The organism is Pseudomonas sp. 31-12, assembly GCF_003151075.1.
Taxonomy (GTDB): domain Bacteria; phylum Pseudomonadota; class Gammaproteobacteria; order Pseudomonadales; family Pseudomonadaceae; genus Aquipseudomonas.
Window position 1 is genome coordinate 858,297 of record NZ_CP029482.1, and the last position, 16,555, is coordinate 874,851.

At 59.3% G+C, this 16,555-nt stretch carries 15 protein-coding genes; 10 read left to right on the plus strand and 5 right to left on the minus strand.

Features of this window, described 5'->3' with window-relative positions; translation table 11 throughout:
* Positions 1 to 43: 43 nt before the first annotated feature.
* Both DJ564_RS03920 and DJ564_RS03925 read right to left on the minus strand, forming a co-directional pair.
* Positions 44 to 574: a bacterioferritin gene (locus DJ564_RS03920; RefSeq protein WP_010464129.1), complete on the minus strand. Its 531-nt coding sequence runs from the start codon at positions 572 to 574 to the stop codon at positions 44 to 46.
* Positions 575 to 701: 127 nt separating this feature from the next.
* Positions 702 to 1,616, minus strand: a complete 915-nt coding sequence (locus tag DJ564_RS03925; protein WP_162556167.1) for a LysR substrate-binding domain-containing protein — start codon at positions 1,614 to 1,616, stop codon at positions 702 to 704.
* 104 nt (positions 1,617 to 1,720) lie between these two features.
* Here DJ564_RS03925 and DJ564_RS03930 point away from each other — a divergent pair, with 104 nt between their 5' ends.
* The 3 genes from DJ564_RS03930 (at position 1,721) to DJ564_RS03940 (ending at position 3,665) form a co-directional block, all read left to right on the plus strand.
* The gene (locus DJ564_RS03930) at positions 1,721 to 2,359 is read left to right on the plus strand and encodes an FMN-dependent NADH-azoreductase (RefSeq protein ID WP_109627738.1); all 639 of its coding nucleotides are present in this window, start codon (positions 1,721 to 1,723) and stop codon (positions 2,357 to 2,359) included.
* On the plus strand, positions 2,360 to 2,665 hold the full coding sequence (locus DJ564_RS03935; RefSeq protein ID WP_109627739.1) for a multidrug efflux SMR transporter: 306 nt from the start codon (positions 2,360 to 2,362) through the stop codon (positions 2,663 to 2,665).
* A gap of 109 nt (positions 2,666 to 2,774) precedes the next feature.
* Complete coding sequence (locus DJ564_RS03940; RefSeq protein WP_109627740.1) at positions 2,775 to 3,665, plus strand: triacylglycerol lipase; 891 nt, start codon at positions 2,775 to 2,777, stop codon at positions 3,663 to 3,665.
* A 41-nt stretch (positions 3,666 to 3,706) separates the two neighbouring features.
* Here the strand turns inward: DJ564_RS03940 and DJ564_RS03945 are convergent, their stop codons facing one another.
* Positions 3,707 to 4,582 (minus strand): DMT family transporter, encoded by an 876-nt coding sequence (locus DJ564_RS03945; RefSeq protein ID WP_109627741.1) that lies wholly within the window; start codon positions 4,580 to 4,582, stop codon positions 3,707 to 3,709.
* Between the two features lie 96 nt (positions 4,583 to 4,678).
* Here DJ564_RS03945 and DJ564_RS03950 point away from each other — a divergent pair, with 96 nt between their 5' ends.
* The 3 genes from DJ564_RS03950 to DJ564_RS03960 all read left to right on the plus strand — a co-directional run bounded on the left by DJ564_RS03950 (position 4,679) and on the right by DJ564_RS03960 (position 7,103).
* Positions 4,679 to 5,473, plus strand: coding sequence for a helix-turn-helix transcriptional regulator (locus DJ564_RS03950; RefSeq protein WP_178082280.1), 795 nt, complete (start codon positions 4,679 to 4,681; stop codon positions 5,471 to 5,473).
* Between the two features lie 64 nt (positions 5,474 to 5,537).
* Positions 5,538 to 5,843, plus strand: a complete 306-nt coding sequence (locus DJ564_RS03955) for a PsiF family protein (protein ID WP_109627743.1) — start codon at positions 5,538 to 5,540, stop codon at positions 5,841 to 5,843.
* Positions 5,844 to 6,089: 246 nt separating this feature from the next.
* Positions 6,090 to 7,103, plus strand: coding sequence for an AI-2E family transporter (locus tag DJ564_RS03960; protein ID WP_109627744.1), 1,014 nt, complete (start codon positions 6,090 to 6,092; stop codon positions 7,101 to 7,103).
* Between the two features lie 125 nt (positions 7,104 to 7,228).
* Here DJ564_RS03960 and DJ564_RS03965 read toward each other — a convergent pair whose 3' ends face one another.
* Positions 7,229 to 8,503: an Hsp70 family protein gene (locus DJ564_RS03965; RefSeq protein WP_109627745.1), complete on the minus strand. Its 1,275-nt coding sequence runs from the start codon at positions 8,501 to 8,503 to the stop codon at positions 7,229 to 7,231.
* A 298-nt stretch (positions 8,504 to 8,801) separates the two neighbouring features.
* Between DJ564_RS03965 and DJ564_RS03970 the strand changes: the two genes are divergently transcribed.
* Both DJ564_RS03970 and DJ564_RS03975 read left to right on the plus strand, forming a co-directional pair.
* Positions 8,802 to 9,749 (plus strand): DnaJ C-terminal domain-containing protein, encoded by a 948-nt coding sequence (locus DJ564_RS03970; protein ID WP_109627746.1) that lies wholly within the window; start codon positions 8,802 to 8,804, stop codon positions 9,747 to 9,749.
* Positions 9,750 to 9,772: 23 nt separating this feature from the next.
* A complete protein-coding gene (locus DJ564_RS03975) occupies positions 9,773 to 10,078 on the plus strand; it encodes a chaperone modulator CbpM (RefSeq protein ID WP_109627747.1) in 306 nt (101 codons plus the stop codon).
* 148 nt (positions 10,079 to 10,226) lie between these two features.
* Here the strand turns inward: DJ564_RS03975 and DJ564_RS03980 are convergent, their stop codons facing one another.
* A complete protein-coding gene (locus DJ564_RS03980; protein WP_109627748.1) occupies positions 10,227 to 11,354 on the minus strand; it encodes a sensor histidine kinase KdpD in 1,128 nt (375 codons plus the stop codon).
* Positions 11,355 to 11,592: 238 nt separating this feature from the next.
* On the opposite strand from DJ564_RS03980, the gene DJ564_RS03985 reads away from it, so the two are divergent.
* Both DJ564_RS03985 and DJ564_RS32720 read left to right on the plus strand, forming a co-directional pair.
* Positions 11,593 to 16,362, plus strand: coding sequence for a dermonecrotic toxin domain-containing protein (locus DJ564_RS03985; RefSeq protein WP_371922022.1), 4,770 nt, complete (start codon positions 11,593 to 11,595; stop codon positions 16,360 to 16,362).
* Entirely contained in the window at positions 16,359 to 16,505 is a 147-nt protein-coding gene (locus DJ564_RS32720; RefSeq protein ID WP_371922023.1) for a hypothetical protein, read from the plus strand. Before DJ564_RS03985 ends, DJ564_RS32720 begins: the two co-directional genes overlap by 4 nt.
* Positions 16,506 to 16,555 lie beyond the last annotated feature (50 nt).

The following is a 16,555-nucleotide window of genomic DNA, read 5'->3' on the forward strand; positions in this document are numbered from 1 at the left end:
CCCTGTGGGAGCGGGCTTGCTCGCGAAGACGGCCTTCTAAACGCTACAGATCTTTCAGAATGTCAGCCATGTCATCCGCATGCTCTTCTTCCTGAGCCAGGATGTCTTCGAAGATACGCCGGGTCGTCGGGTCTTTTTCGCCGATGTACTGAATGATCTCGCGGTAGCTGTCGATGGCGATCCGCTCGGCGACCAGGTCTTCGTAGACCATCTCTTTGAGTGAATTGCCGGCCACGTACTGTGCATGGGAGTTTTTGGATAGCAGGTCGGGGTTGAACTCCGGCTCACCGCCCAGTTGCACGATACGCTCCGCCAGGCGGTCGGCGTGCTCGGCTTCCTGGGTCGCGTGCTCGAGGAATTCATCGGCGGCGACGTTGGCTTTCAAGCCGCTGGCCATGAAGTAGTGGCGCTTGTAGCGCAACACACAGACCAGTTCAGTGGCCAGCGATTCGTTGAGCAGGCGCAGCACTTCTTCACGGTCGGCGCTGTAGCTTTCGGTCACCGCGCCGTTCTCGACGTTCTTGCGGGCCCGTTCTCGAAGGGTGGTTACATCAGACAAATGCATGTCACTCATCTCGTTCTCCTGGAGACTAATTCGGTTTGCGTCACCTTCTAGGGAAGTGATCGGTACTTAAGGTGTGAGTGACGGGCGTTGCGAAAAGTTTTATGTAATTTGCCAATCGCTAAAAGTGTCAAAACGATCACGCCAGCACATGTCCGGACAGCAACGCCTCCTCGCGCAACCACGCAAAAAACGCCCGCACCGGCGGATGTCGTTCACGTCCCGGCACGCAGAGCGCGCTGTAGCCGGCGCCATCCACCTGAATGTCGCCCCGGTAAGGCACCAGCAAACCGCTGGCCACGCTTTCCGACACCAGAATGTTGCTCGCCAGCACCAGGCCTTGCCCGGCGATCGCCGCTTGCAGGGCGTAATGCTCTTCGTCGTATTCACGGACCGCCGGTTGACCCGTTAGCCAGGTCTCGCCGGACTGCGCGCACCAGGCTTCCCAGCCATGGGCGTACAGTTTGGAGTTGTGCCAGCGCACGCTGATCAGCGTGGGCACCCGGTCAGCCGCCAGGGCAACCTGCTCGGGCGACCCGTAGACGCCGAACGATTCGTCGAACAGGCACAGCCCATAAAGGTTCGGGTAGTCATCAAGGCTGTAGCGCACCACCAGATCGACACTGGCGTCCTGATGCAAATCGATGACTTCGCAATGGGTATCCAGGCGCAGGCTGATGTTCGGATGACGGGCGTAGAACCGACCCAGGCGCGGCACCAGCCATAGCGCGGCGAAGGCGGCCGTGGTGGAAATCGTCAGGCTCGCGCCGCTGCGTTGCGGGCGCAGGGTGTCGACGCTTTGGGCCACTTCCAGCAAGGCGCCGTGCAAGCTGCGGAACAGACGTTCGCCGCAGTCGGTCAGGCGTACTTGCCGCGGCAGGCGCTCGAACAGCGGCACGCCGAGCCAGCTCTCCAGCGAGCGGATCTGATGGGACACCGCCGTCGGCGTCACCGAAAGCTCTTCGGCGGCCGCCTTGAAACTCAACAAACGCGAGGCGGATTCGAAAGCGCGCAGGGCGGTCAGCGGCAACGAGGCAAACATTGGAAACTCCATGGATGAAATGGATTCATCCAGACTGATTTCTGCTCATTTGAAGAGTGGCGCTTGCAGGCTTCAATCTGCAGGCCACAAGCAGTTTAGCCCTTAAGGAGATTCAGATGAGTAAGATTCTTTCTATCCACGCCAGCCCGCGCGGCGAGCGTTCTCACTCCCGGCGTCTGGCCGAGGTGTTTCTTTCAGCCTGGCAGGCGCGTAACCCTCAGTCGCAGCTGACCCGTCGCGAAATCGGGCGGGCGCTGATTCCGCCGGTCAACGAAGCCTTCGTCGCCGCTGCGTTTTACCCCGAGCCCCATGCCCGCCCGTTATCGATGCAGGCCGACCTGGCGTTCAGCGATGAACTGGTCGGCGAGTTGCTCGACCACGATATGCTGGTGATTTCCACGCCGATGCACAACTTCAGTGTCCCCAGCGGCCTCAAGGCCTGGATTGATCAGATTGTGCGGCTCGGGCTGACCTTCAATCACACCCTGGACAACGGCGTGGCCCAGTACGAGCCGCTGGTGCACGGCAAAAAAGCCCTGATCGTCACCAGTCGCGGTGGCTTCGGTTTCGGGCCGGGTGGCGAACTGGAGGCGATGAACCATGCCGATCCATTACTGCGCACGGCGCTGGGGTTCATCGGCATCACCGACATCACCGTGGTGGCGGCTGAAGGCGAAGAGTCTGCCGCACGAACCTTCGAGATTTCGGCGGCCGAGGCTGAACAGCAACTGCTCGCGCTGGCCCGGGAGTTCTAGATGGCCTGGCTGTTTCTGCTGATCGCCGCCGGGTTCGAAGTCACCTTCGCCATGGGCATGAAGTACGCCGAAGGCTTTACCCGGCTCTGGCCATCGCTGATCACGGTAGTCGCTGCCGTCGGCGGGATTTACTTCCTGACCTTGGCCATGCGCGAGTTGCCGGTGAGCATCGCCTACCCGATCTGGACCGCCATCGGTTCACTGGGCACGGTGTTTCTCGGTTTTGCGCTGCTGGGCGAAAGCCTGACCGCGCTGAAACTGGTATCGGTGGGGTTGATCGTGGCGGGCGTGGTGGGGCTGAAGTAGGGCGGGATGTCATAGACTGGTCGTCGAGTTGTCATCTTGGGTGACGATGCTTGGCTGACGTCTTGCATCGCGCCTTGCTTCATCTCACCGATCACAAGGATGTTCGCCCATGTCGCAAGGTTCCGCTACGCGTTACCCGTTGGTGCTGGTCCCGGGAATGCTCGGGTTTATTCGTCTGGTGCTGTATCCCTACTGGTACGGGATCATTTCGGCGTTGCGCCGGGGTGGGGCGACGGTGTTTGCGGTGCAGGTCTCGCCGCTCAATTCCAGCGAGGTGCGCGGCGAGCAGTTGCTGGCGCGGATCGAGGAGATCCTGCGGGAAACCGGGGCCGAGAAGGTCAATCTGATTGGCCACAGCCAAGGCTCGCTGACGGCGCGTTATGCGGCCGCCAAACGCCCGGATCGCGTGGCGTCCGTGACTTCGGTCGCAGGGCCGAATCATGGCTCGGAGCTGGCGGATTATTTGGAAAAACACTACCCGGCGGACACCGCCAAAGGTCGTCTGTTGGCGGTATTGCTGCGGTTTATCGGCGCGTTGATGAGTCTGTTGGAAACCGGTTATCGCGGGCCGAAATTGCCGGTGGATATCCACGCTTCCCACGAGTCCCTGACGAGCGTCGGCGTGGCGGCGTTCAATCAGCGTTATCCACAGGGCTTGCCTGAAACCTGGGGCGGTCACGGGCCGGAAGAGGTCAACGGCGTGCGCTATTACTCCTGGTCCGGGACCTTGCAGCCGGGCAAGACGGATCGCGGCGGTAATCTGTTCGACGGGACGAATCGCAGTTGCCGGCTGTTCGCCAGGACTTTTGTGCGCGAAACCGGGCACTGCGACGGGATGGTCGGGCGCTACAGCTCGCACCTGGGGACGGTGATTGGCGATGAATATCCGATGGATCACTTCGACATCGTCAATCAGTCGCTGGGGCTGGTGGGGAAGGGGGCTGATCCGGTGCGGTTGTTTGTCGAGCATGCAGCCAGATTGAAAGCGGCTGGCGTGTAAACGTCCTGTGTCGAGGGGGCAAGCCCCCTCGACACAAAGGATTACGCCCGGCCCAACACGGTAGTCCACCGCTCCGAAAGCACCACCCCGCCCAACGTCAACAGCCCACCCACCAGGTGATACATCGCCAGCTGTTCATGCAGCACCAGCGCCGCAATCAGCGCGGTAATCAACGGCAGCAAATTGAAAAACAGCGTAGTCCGGCTCGGCCCCAGGCGCACCACGGCCTGCATCCACGCCAGCGGCGCGACCATCGAAGCCAGCAGACAGGCGTAAAGCACCAGCGGAATATTCTGCAAGGTCGGCCCGACCTTCGGTGAAGCGACAAACAATGGAAACAGCACCACCACCGCCACCAGCACCTGCAAATACAACAACACCAGCGGCGGCAGGCGCAGCTGCCATTTCTTCAGCAGGGTGCTGTAGATCGCGTAGGCCAGGGTGGCGATCAGCATCATCGCATCGCCCAGGTTTATCCCGTGCTCGAGCAATGCGCCCAGGCTGCCGGACGACACCACCACCAACACCCCGGCAAACGACAGCACCGCGCCAGCCAATGCACCCGCTGTCAGGCGTTGACCGAGGCTGACAATCGCCATGGCCAGCGACATCAACGGCATCAGCGACAGAATGATCCCCATGTTGGTGGCCGACGTCAGCGTCGCGGCGAAGTACGCCAGGCTCTGATAGACCGCCATGCCCAGCACGCCAAGGATGAAAATCCTGCCCAGGTTCGGGCGGATCTGCGGCCAATGCGCGATCACTGGTTTGAGCATGAACGGCGTGAACAGAATCCCGGCCAGCAGCCAGCGGTAGAAACCAATCTCGGCGGGGAAGATCGCCCCGGCTGACATCTTGGTGATCACGGTATTGCCGGCCCAAATGAAAATGGCCAGCAGGGGATAAGCGTATTGCATCGGGGAAAACCAGATCGTTAATGAAGGGCGATTATCCCTTGTCTGGATGCGAGCCTATACTTCGATCCAGACAACCCGCCCCGGATGACGGACAGCATGACCAGTAAACACATCGACTTGCTGGATTTCAGCGAGTTGCCGGCCCCGGTCTACTTCCGCTACGCCGATTTTGACGCGCACCGTTTTGCCTCTGCTCATCGTCATCCGTGGGGCACGCTGGAGTATTCAGCCCACGGCGTGCTGCACATGGACATTGGTGGCAGCCGCTTTATGTCGCCGCCGCAATACGCGGTGTGGGTGCCGCCGCAGACCGAGCACAGCTTCTACAGCAACCAGCCGATCAACTATCGCGCTGTCTGTCTGGATCCGCTGTTGTGTTGCGATCTGCCGCAACAGGCCTGCACGCTGGCGATCAGCGATATTCTCAAGGCCATCCTCAAGGATTTCGCCGCCCGCGATGTGAAGATTCCCGAGCAAGAGGCGGACAAGCGTCTGGCCCAGGTGTTGGTGGACCAGCTGCAACAGGCACCCATTCATGAGTGTTACTTGCCCTATGCCAGTAGCCTGGGATTGCTCGGGATCCTGGAAGCCTTGCAGGCCGAGCCCGGCGATAACCGACCTTTGGCCGACTGGGCTGCGCAAATCCATGTCAGCGAACGCACCCTGGCGCGGCAGTTTGTCCGCGAATTGGGCATGAGTTTCGGCGAGTGGCGGCAACGCTTGCGGTTTCTGGCGGCCATCGAAGCGCTGGACAGTCACCGCAGCGTTCAGGAGATCGCCTTCGACATGGGCTACAGCACCGGTTCAGCCTTTATTGCGATGTTTCAACGTCAGGCCGGGTGCACGCCGGAGCAGCATCGACGCAGCCACCTTGAGAGCAGGAAGGTGTAACAGGCGTTGTCTACACTCCTGATTGAGGCCGCACCCCTCGGTGCGGCAACAAGGAGAAAACTCCATGAAGATGTTGCGTGTCCCTTTGTTGATGATCGGTTTGCTGCTTTGCGCCCAGGGCTTCGCCGCCACTGAGCAACAGAACAAGATGACCACCTGCAATGCCGACGCCACTGCCAAAAGCCTCAAGGGCGACGAGCGCAAAGCCTTCATGAGCACCTGTCTCAAAGCCGCCCCGGCTGCCAACGACGCGAAAGCCCTGACCCCTCAGCAAGAGAAGATGAAGACCTGCAACGCCACCGCAGCCACCCAGGCTTTGAAAGGCGATGCGCGTAAAGCCTTCATGAGTGATTGCCTGAAGAAAAAATAGATCACTGAGCCATAGGGGGCGGCAGATTGTGGCGGCTGTGAGGGCCTCTTCGCGAGCACGCTCGCTCCCACATGAGTCCTGCGAACACAGAACCATTGTGAGAGCGGGCTTGCTCGCGAAGAGACCGGCATGGCCGCTACAAAAATTCACCCACGCCCCACTAAGGTCCACCTACACAATCCCTAGTGCTGGCATCCGAACGCTGGCAGACTGCCAATCCTTTTACGCCGTTCGTTTTGAGGCTGTATGCCAACGTTTTCTCAACGCCAAGTTTTGCTGCTGATCAGTTGGGTCATCATCTTTGGTGGTTTGCTGCTGGTGATCCCGTTGCGCCTGCTGCCCAGCCTGTTGGCCGGGCTGCTGGTGTTCGAACTGGTCAACATGCTCACCCCGCAATTGCAGCGACTGATCGAAGGCCGGCGCGCGCGCTGGCTGGCGGTGGCGCTGTTGGGGACTCTGGTGGTCAGCGTGTTGACGCTGATCTTTGCCGGTGCCATCAGCTTTCTATTGCACGAAGCGGAAAACCCCGGGGCGTCCCTCGACAAATTCATGCACGTGGTTGACCGCGCGCGCGGGCAACTGCCGCCGTTCATCGACGCCTATCTGCCCGCCAGTGCCGCCGAGTTCCGCGTGGCCATCGGCGAGTGGATGAGCAAACACCTGAGCGACTTGCAACTGGTCGGCAAGGACGCGGCGCACATGTTTGTGACGCTGCTGATCGGCATGGTGCTCGGGGCGATCATCGCCTTGCAGCGCATACCAGACCTGACCAAGCGCAAGCCGCTGGCCGCCGCGTTGTTCGATCGCCTGCACCTGTTGGTCCAGGCGTTTCGCAACATCGTGTTCGCGCAGATCAAGATTTCCCTGCTCAACACCTTCTTCACCGGGATTTTCCTGGCGGTAATCCTGCCGATGTTCGGCATCAAGCTGCCGCTGACCAAGACCCTGATCGTGCTGACCTTCCTGCTCGGCCTGTTGCCGGTGATCGGCAACCTGATGTCGAACACGCTGATCACCATTGTCGGGTTGTCGCTGTCGATCTGGGTCGCCATGGCGGCGCTGGGTTATCTGATTTTTATCCACAAGCTCGAATACTTCCTCAACGCGCGCATTGTCGGCGGGCAGATCAGCGCCAAGTCGTGGGAGTTGCTGTTGGCAATGCTGGTGTTCGAGGCCGCGTTCGGCCTGCCGGGGGTGGTGGCGGGGCCGATTTATTACGCGTATCTGAAGAGCGAGCTGAAGCAGGTGGGGATGGTTTGATCCGAGAGATGTGTTGCCTGATCTGACGCCATCGCTAGCAGGCTAGCTCCCACACTGGTTTTGTGAACACCACAGATCCAATGTGGGAGCTAGCCTGCTAGCGATGGGTGCACCCCGGTTTCGGGTCAGTCCATCGGGCCGTAACGCTTGGCCGCCTCAATCGCCAACCCGCTGCCAATACTGCCAAAGATGTTCCCTTCCACATGCCGAGCATTCGGCAACATCGCCGACACGCTGTTGCGCAGCGCCGGAATCCCGCTCGAACCGCCGGTGAAAAACACCGTATCGACCTGATCGACGCGCACGTTGGCGTCGTTCAGCAGTTGGGTCACGCTGTTGCGCACGCGCTCCAGCAGGTTGTCGATGGCCGATTCGAACAGTGCCCGGCTCAGATCCACGCTCAAACCCGGCTCGATGCGGTCCAGCGGCACGTGGCGGCTGTCGGCGTGGGTCAGCTGGATCTTGGTTTCTTCCACTTCCATGGCCAGCCAATGCCCGGCGCGCTGGTCGATCAGCTTGAACAGGCGATCGATACCGCCGGTGTCTTCGATGTCGTAACGCATGCTGCCCAGGGCCAAAGTCGACTTCTGCGAGTACACCGAGTTGATGGTGTGCCAGGTCGCCAGGTTCATGTGGTGGCTGGTCGGCATGTAGGCGCCGCTCTTCATGCGGCTGCCGTAGCCGAACAGCGGCATCAGGCCTTGCAGGCTCAGCTGTTTGTCGAAATCGGTCCCGCCGATGTGCACGCCGCCGGTGGCGAGGATGTCATCGTGACGGTTGTCGTGGGTGCGGCGCTCCGGGGACAGGCGCACCAGCGAGAAGTCGGAAGTACCACCGCCGATGTCGACGATCAGCACCAGCTCTTCTTTTTCGATGGTTGACTCGTAATCGAACGCCGCTGCGATCGGTTCGTACTGGAACGACACATCCTTGAAGCCGATGGCCCGGGCCACGTCCACCAAGGTGTTCTCGGCTTCCTGGTCGGCCATTTCATCGTCGTCGACGAAGAACACCGGCCGACCCAGCACCACTTCCTCGAATTCCCGACCGGCGGCCGTCTCGGCGCGCTTCTTCAACTGGCCGATGAACAGGCCGAGCAGGTCCTTGAACGGCATCGCCGTGCCGAGGACGCTGGTGTCGTGCTTGATCAGCTTGGAACCCAGCAGGCTCTTGAGCGAGCGCATCAGCCGGCCTTCGTAGCCTTCCAGGTACTCGTGCAGCGCCAGACGGCCGTATACCGGGCGGCGTTCTTCCATATTGAAGAAGACCACCGAGGGCAGGGTGATCTTGTCGTCCTCCAGCGCGATCAGCGTTTCCATGCCGGGGCGCAGCCAGCCGACGGTGGAGTTGGACGTGCCGAAGTCGATACCACAGGCACGGGCTGGAGATGCGTTTTTCATGTCTTTCGAGTTCCGGTTAAAAAACGGCCGCGCAGTGTATGTCAGTGCGGCGAATATTCGAAGGCCGACTATCCGCTAAATCTCGTTGATTGGCGCCTTGTAAAGACGGCGAGATGCCCCAAACTTGTCTGCATTGCACTTGGCAGCCATCGGACGGTCGCAAGAACCATCCTGCGCTGCCGATAAACTTCTGATGCGCTACCCGGTCACAACCTTGAGATCGGTCAACCCGCCGTCTGCCAATGAGCGCAGACTGCCGGTAGTGGCGCGATTTTGATAACGGATGGTGATGCCCTCGATGGACTTCAAAGACTATTACAAGATTCTCGGTGTGGAGCCGACCGCGGACGATAAGACCATTAAGGCGGCTTATCGCAAGCTGGCGCGCAAATACCACCCCGATGTCAGCAAGGAAAAGGATGCCGAGGCCAAGTTCAAGGACGCCTCGGAGGCCTATGAAGCGCTGAAAAGCGCCGACAAACGCGCCGAATATGACGACTTGCGCAAATACGGCCAGCACGGCCAACCGTTCCAGGGCCCGCCGGGTTGGCAGGGTCGTGGCGGCGGTGGTTTCGGTGGCGGTCAGGACACGGGCGATTTCTCGGACTTCTTCAGTTCGATCTTCGGCAACCGTGGTCCTGGTTTTGGTGGTGGACAGTCGGGCCGCAGCGCCGGGCGTCGAGGGCAAGACGTGGAAATGGAACTTGGGATTTTCCTGGAAGAAACCCTCTCGAACGAGTCGAAGAAGGTCACCTTCCAAGTGCCGCAGTACAACGCTGCCGGCCAGCATGTCAGCAACACCAGCAAAAGCCTGAACGTGAAAATTCCGGCCGGCGTGACCGACGGCGAGCGCATCCGCCTCAAGGGCCAGGGTGCACCGGGCATCGGTGGCGGCGCCAATGGCGACCTGTTCCTGATCATTCGCTTCGCGCCGCACCCCAAGTTCGACGTTGAAGGCGAGAACCTGATCATTACCTTGCCGCTGGCGCCGTGGGAATTGGCACTGGGCACCGAAGTGGCAGTGCCTACACTGACAGGCAAGATCAACCTCAAGGTGCCGGCCGGTAGCCAGAACGGCCAGCGCATGCGCGCCAAGGGGCACGGTCTGCTGAACAAGGCGGGCGAACGCGGCTTCCTGTTCGTGCAATTGAAGGCGGTCATGCCCAAGACCTCGAGCGATGAGGTCAAGGCGTTGTGGCAGCAGTTGGCAGAAAAAGCTGCGTTCAACCCGAGAGAAAACTTCTGATCCAAGAGACGGAGTAGCCCATCATGAGCAACCCCCTGATCGTTCAACTGGACATGGCAGAATTCTGTGAGGCGACCGACCTGTCGGACGTCTACGTGATCGAAATCGTCGAGCACGGCATCCTCGAACCTCAGGGCAAGCAGCCCAAGGATTGGCGTTTCAACGATTACGAACTGGCCCTGGCCAAGCGCGCCGCCAAGCTGCGGCGTGATCTGGAGCTGGAGTGGGAAGGCGTCGCCTTGGCGCTGGACCTGCTGGAAGAGGTCCAGCAACTGCGGGCTGAGAACCGGATGCTCAAGCAGCGGTTGGGGCGGTTGGTGGTCGAGTAGCTGGCCTGAGGTTTTGTGTCGTTTGACATGGCCCCTTCGCGAGCAAGCTCGCTCCCACAGGGATCTCTGTCGTTCACATATTCTGCATTCACAGAAAAAACGGTGGGAGCGGGTTGCCCGCGATGAACGATGACGCGGTCTCACCCCGTCAGATCTTGCGCGGCAACACCACGGTAAACAGCGTGCCATCCGCCTCACTGGAACTGACCTCGATCGTTCCTCTGTGCGCATCGACCACTTCCTTGACGATAAACAATCCCAGGCCAAGGCTCGTGGAGGGCTGGCCGAGTTCCTCGTCAGCGCTGCGCACCAGCGGATCGAAAATCGTGCCGATCGCGTCTTCGGAAATCGGAGCGCCGTAGTTATGCACCGTCAGGCGGACTGTGTCTGGCTCGCCTGTCAGGGTCAGCGTCACATCACGTGTGTTCAAGCCATGCTGCAAGGCGTTGCCGATCAGGTTCTGCAGCAGTTGAGCCACCCGCCCGGCATCCCAGGCACCTCGGGTATCGCCCTTTACGTTGACCGTCGGATCGCACTCCGGATTACCGGCGCAGGCTTCGGCAATCGCCGCCTGTACGGCATCGGCCAAGTCCATCGGCGCCGGTTCGATCGGCAGGCTTTTACCCAGGCGACTGCGCACCAGTTCCAGCAAATCACTGACCATCGCCGCCATGTGTCGCGCGCCATGCTTGATATTGACCGCGCAGGCCAGTGCATCGCCTTCAAGCGTGGTTTTGCGTAGCAGCAATTCGGTGGACATGCTCACCGCTTGCAACGGTGCCCGAAGGTCGTGCCCAAGGATCGCCAGAAAGATGTCCCGTGAGCGATTGACCTGTTCGGCATAAGCAGCGGTCGATTCGGCAAGGGCTTCGTCGATCGCTTCGTTGAAACGGATCATGTCCTGGAAGTAATTCAGGTCCGGCGACTCCAGGCTGCCGACCCACAACCGAATCACACAGGCCCGCAGATGACGGAATTCGCTGGTCATCTGCACCAGGTCGAAGCCCACGGTGTGCCGCAATTCGCCATGGCTGGCGCCCGCTTCATCCAGGCTCGGGGTTTTTTCCGGGCCTTCGCCCTTGGCCTTGGCCATCTGTTCGCGGGTGGTTTGCGCGGTGGTCATGTCTCGCGCCGCGGCCAACAAAATGGCCTTGGCGTGATCGCGCAAGGCGACCCGGTCCATGGTTTCGGCGGCCGGGGTGATCGTTCTGGCGAATTGTTCCCATTCATCGACGATACGGTCCACGTGTTGCCTGATGAATTCGGATAAGCGCATGGCCGTTACCTGGCTGGAAATTCTGGGCATCTTATCCCCTTTACCGACGGGTAAGAACTACCGCTGACAAACCGGATCATGCCTGCGCTTTGTGCGGGTGGTATTTAGTTGTTTTTTAGATTCTGAACCTGGATGTTGTTGTATGTTTTGTCGCTGTTTTTCAGCAGTAATTTAAACTTTTGTTTTTGTTGGTATTGACTAAGCTGGGTGCTCTTTTGGCCGCATAAGGATATGCGCAATGAATGAGTTATCAGAAGATCCACTTGTTGATGTTTATCCGGAAGTAAACACCAGCGAGAACGTTTATGCGAATTATCTTGCAACTAAAGTTCCCGGTGTCATTAAAAAACCGTCCATAGCGAGACAGGTATTGATTGCAGATCTGAAGCCGGTCTTTCCCGAGTGGTACGTAAAGGCCAGCGCTATCGATCGTCACTATCTCAAGGAACTCATCGGTGAGCGTTGGCGATTGCAAGACACTCTGGATGACACCCTGGGAGATTTACAAAAGGACATCAATGCCTTCGCTGAACCCTTACTCGTCAAGGCGCTGAAAGAAAAGCTGAACCTGACACTGGATGTCCACGCAACGACGGTGCGGCTTTATATTCCCGCGCTGCTGGGTTTTGGCATCGACACCCATGCCAGCCGGCTCAGGCAGTCCACCCTGCTGGAGGCTGCGCTGCACAACTTCGAGGAGGCTGAAACCCGTGCAGGCGCCTTTCGCGATGGCTCCGGTGTTTTCACCACCGATGCCGAAGGGGCCCTGAAGCGCCATCCGTTGACCATCGAGCGCTTTGCGAGCCTCTGCCGGAGTCTGGATCTCGGTGCGCAGTATCAGCGGCACATTAGCGGTTTGCTGGACCCTGCCGGGATTGATGCAAAGGCGTCCCTCGAGCGGCATTTCATCGGCACCGAAAAGGCGGCGTTCAATGAGTCAGCGATGATTGCGTATTTGAAGGGCGATATCACTTCTTATGCGCATGGCAAGTTACAGCAACTCCGGGATAACCAGGCGAACATCTCGCTGAATAATCGCCCATTACAATCTCATCGATTGTCCCTGTTGGGTGTGAAACTGTCGGGAATCGTGTTGTTCAGTGCTGTGGCTGATCCATCGCGAATCAAACAAATCTACGATGACCTGGTTCCGACACATCAACAAACCATGCTGGAGTGGTCGCGCAAACTGGCTGTTTTGCCCGGGCAGGAGTTTGATCAGTTCAAACTGCTCAAGGCGTTTTTTTCCAACGGTCCTTCCGGTGTCGTCGAAGAGATGCTGCGCAGGGACGATATCGACAAACAAAGTCGACTAGACGGAACCTTGATCGCCTACGTGCCCGACGACCCCGATCATCCCTTGAAAGAATATGCCTCCTTCACCGATTTCATGAAGGCGCTGACGAGCCAGCTTCGCTCGGCGGACTATCAACAATTTTTCAGCCGATTCGTACCGCAAAAAGACAAGGGCGTGTTTTTCGCTCGCGTCAGGGAGCGCTTCACTACCTTTACCTGGCATCACCGCGAACCGTTGAGCATGGGGCCCTGGTGGCGGGAAACTGCAGTTGAAAACCCCCATGCGGAGCCGATCACCAATGTGATTGAGGGCGCGCTGTGGCCTCAGCTCAGTCGATGGCGCTGCGACAAGGCCATCGCGGATGCGCGACACATTGCCGTTCCCACTGATGATGAAGATGCCAATGCTCGCTGGAGGCGACTGAGCAGCTATCTGAACATCGGCTGGAACGTGTTCAACTTCGGCGCGATGCTGGTGCCGGGCCTGGGAGAGGCCATGCTGGGCATCATGGTCGGGCAAATGCTGCTTGAAACCATGGAGGGCATTGAAGACTGGAGCAAGGGCGACAAGGAAGAGGCGGCGGCTCTCCTGATCGGTGTCCTGATCAATGCTGCGCAGCTGGCAATCATGGCGGCAGGGCATGTGTTGCCGACGGGCGCAGCGGCAACGGTCAAGCCTTCGCCTTTTGTAGACCAGTTGAAGCCGGTCGTGCGCTCTGACGGCACCACCCGTCTCTGGAACCCGGACCTGAGCGCTTACGAGCATCAAGTCAGTTTGAGTCCCGACTCGAAGCCCGACGAGCGAGGCCTTCACGTGCACGGCGATAAGGAGTTGCTGCCGCGCGACGGCAAATATTTCGCGGTGCAGGACGATCCACTGACCGGCCAGCCAAGGATGCAGCATCCGGACCGGCCCACGGCCTACCAGCCAAAACTTGAACACAATGGCGCCGGTGCCTGGCACACCGAACTCGACCGTCCTGTCGAATGGACCTCGGCCGAGCTCATGCGGGGGCTGGGGTCGAAGCTAGAAGCGTTCGATGATGCAATGCTTGAACGCATCCGTATCGCCAGTGGTATCGAAGAAGGTGTGTTGCGTCGGCTGCATGTCGAAAACGAAGCGCCGCCCGCGTTGCTGGTCGACACAATCAACCGGTTCAAGGTGTGGGCGGACACGGGGAAGCTGCCTGAAAACGGCCAGTCAAACGTTGCCGACGCCAGGACGCTTCAGGACACTTTTGCGCAATTGCCCGCCAACATGGCTGAGGAGCTACTGAGCGCCGCTGATCCGGCTGACTTGCGAGTGCTGGCCGAGAAAAAGAGTATCGGCTTGCACCTCAGGCAACAGGCAGGCGCCGCCTCGCTGGAGGTGCGTCTGGCGCGTGCCTATGAAGGGCTGTTCCTTGATTCACTGCAGGCGCTGGATACGGAAAGGCTGGCACTGCATAGCCTGGAAAGCTTGCCGGACTGGCCGCAGGATGTGCGCATCGAGATTCGCGAGCATTCTTTCACTGGCCGTCTGCGCGACAGCATTGGCCCTGAAGAGGCGGATGTGCGCAAAGTCCTGGTCAGCACGGAGAACGGTTATGAAGCGCGGGATGCCGAGGACAACCATCTGCATGGCGCCGATGACCTGTTTTCATCGGTGTTGCATGCCCTGCCTGACGCTGAGCGCAAAGCACTGGGTTTTGAAATCAATCAAGGGGCGACACTCAAGCACACCGTTCAAAATGCACCATTGGCACGTGACAGGCTGCGCCCGATGCTGGCGGACAACCCTCCGCGCAGGCCTGCCTATGATCCCGAGACGGATAAGGTGCGCGGTGGAATGCTCGCGTCTCAAGGCATTCGACGGCTCACCGGACGACTGACATTGCAGGAACGCGTCAGGAGCGTGCGGCCGGGCTGGACGGAGGAGGAAGCTCAGGCTTATCTCGACGGCGGTGGCAGTGAAGCTGATCCGGAGCAGCGGGCAAGCGCACTGGAAGCGGAATTCAACCGCCTCAACGCCAACTTCCAGCGCTGGCTGAACTTGCCGACCGAAGCGTTCAGGTTCAGCCCCGCGGGCATTGCCGAATGGCAGTCCAGAAACAAACTCTACAAGGCCATTCGGCAGTGCTGGCAGCAAACCGGGCCGAGAGACGTGGACTCTTACGGCAATCTGCAAGGTGCGGCGTTGGACCTGAGAAATATCCCCTTGGGCAGGCATTTGGGGACAATGCCCACCCTTGAGGCCAATTTCGAGCATGTCACCAGCCTGAACCTGCTGGGCACCGAACTCATCGATGCACAGGTGTCTTTTCTCGATCATTTCCCAAAGCTCCGTTTGCTGAATCTCACCCGTAACAAGCTGACGAGATTTCCTCGTGCACTGGGAAAAATGTGGGGGCTGACGGAGTTGTATCTCGGCGATAACCGGATTGTGCTGGATACGCAGGGAGCTTCGTACTTTAGATGGCTTACCCGACTTCAAAGTCTCGATTTGCAGGGAAACCCGTTAGGGCGAGTGCCGGATATCGGCGGTATGCGCATGCTGCATACGGTGATGCTGGGTGAGACCGGTATCAATACCTGGCCGGCCGGACTGTTTTCTCAACCCCGATTCAGACATTTTTACTTGAACCTGCAGCGCAATAAGCTGACGGTCATCCCCCAGGTTACGGCCGGCTCTGTGGAGGCGGAGCTGGTCGCGCGAACGGTATTGAGTCGTGACCCGCAATGGCTGTCGCCCGAGAATCTAGACACGCTAAGAGGCCATATCAGGTCCGTCGGTCTGGACCCTGATCGACCGTATCCACCCCGAGGCGTGCGTGACAGTCTTGACTGGGAGGAAGGATTGACGCGGCCCGAATGGGTTGCCCGGCAGCGGATATGGAATGAGGTGGAGGACGAGTTCGGCTCGGTGCCCTTTTTCAATCAGATCAGGAAGCTCACTCAATCAACCCATTTCATGACCGACAGAGTCTTCAGGGTGGACATGACCCAAAAGCTCTGGCGAATGCTGGAAGCCATGTCCAAGGACAGTGAGCTGCGACGCAATCTGTTTGTGATGGGCAGGGATGAGGTCACCCAATGCGTTGATGCCGGGGCGCAGTTGTTCAATGCGATGGGCGTAGAAGTGCTGATCCATGAGGCCTACGCGTTGGCCAGCCCTGGCTTGGTGGAGGCCGAACTGGTGCAGTTGGCCAGAGGCAAATCCCGGCTTGATGAGTTGAGCCGGATCGCCCGTAAAGTGATCGCCGAACGCCTGGCGAACGGTGAGCAATTCAGGGTTGTCGATGCCAACGGGCGAGTCTCGGGAAGTATCGATGAGGTCGAGGTCCACCTGGCTTACATGACGGATCTGGCAGAACGACTCGACCTGCCCTGGCAGTCTCGTGACTTGCAGTTTCGCACCCACACGGGCGTCACCCCGCAGATGATCGAAAGTGCCTATCGGCGGGTACTGGATCTTGAAGCCGGCGATTTACTGCGTGACTCGATCATCGAACAGCCGTTCTGGGAGACTTACATCCAGGGCTCGAATCGAAGCGCGTTCAAGGTTTTCAGGCGCCGAATAGATGCGACAACGGAGTTTTACATGGCGCTTGATAGGCGGGCGACCGAACCGGATTTTCGCTTGAGGCGAAGGCCGATCTCAAGCAGGAACTCAGGGTACTCGCCGCCGAACTGGGTAAACCTGAAAGCGCGATTGCCCCGGGGCAGGTCATGACCGACGAGACCTATGCTGCTGAGTTGAACGTGATCGACACCGAGATGAAAGCGTTGTTGAAGACCCTGACCCAACAGGCGATGGATCGGGCGAAACTGCAAAGGGTGGAGAATCCCTTTACGGTCGAAACAGCAACCGATTGACCTGACAATACAGCCGTCCCGGCACGAAGACTGATGACCTTCGTGCCGGA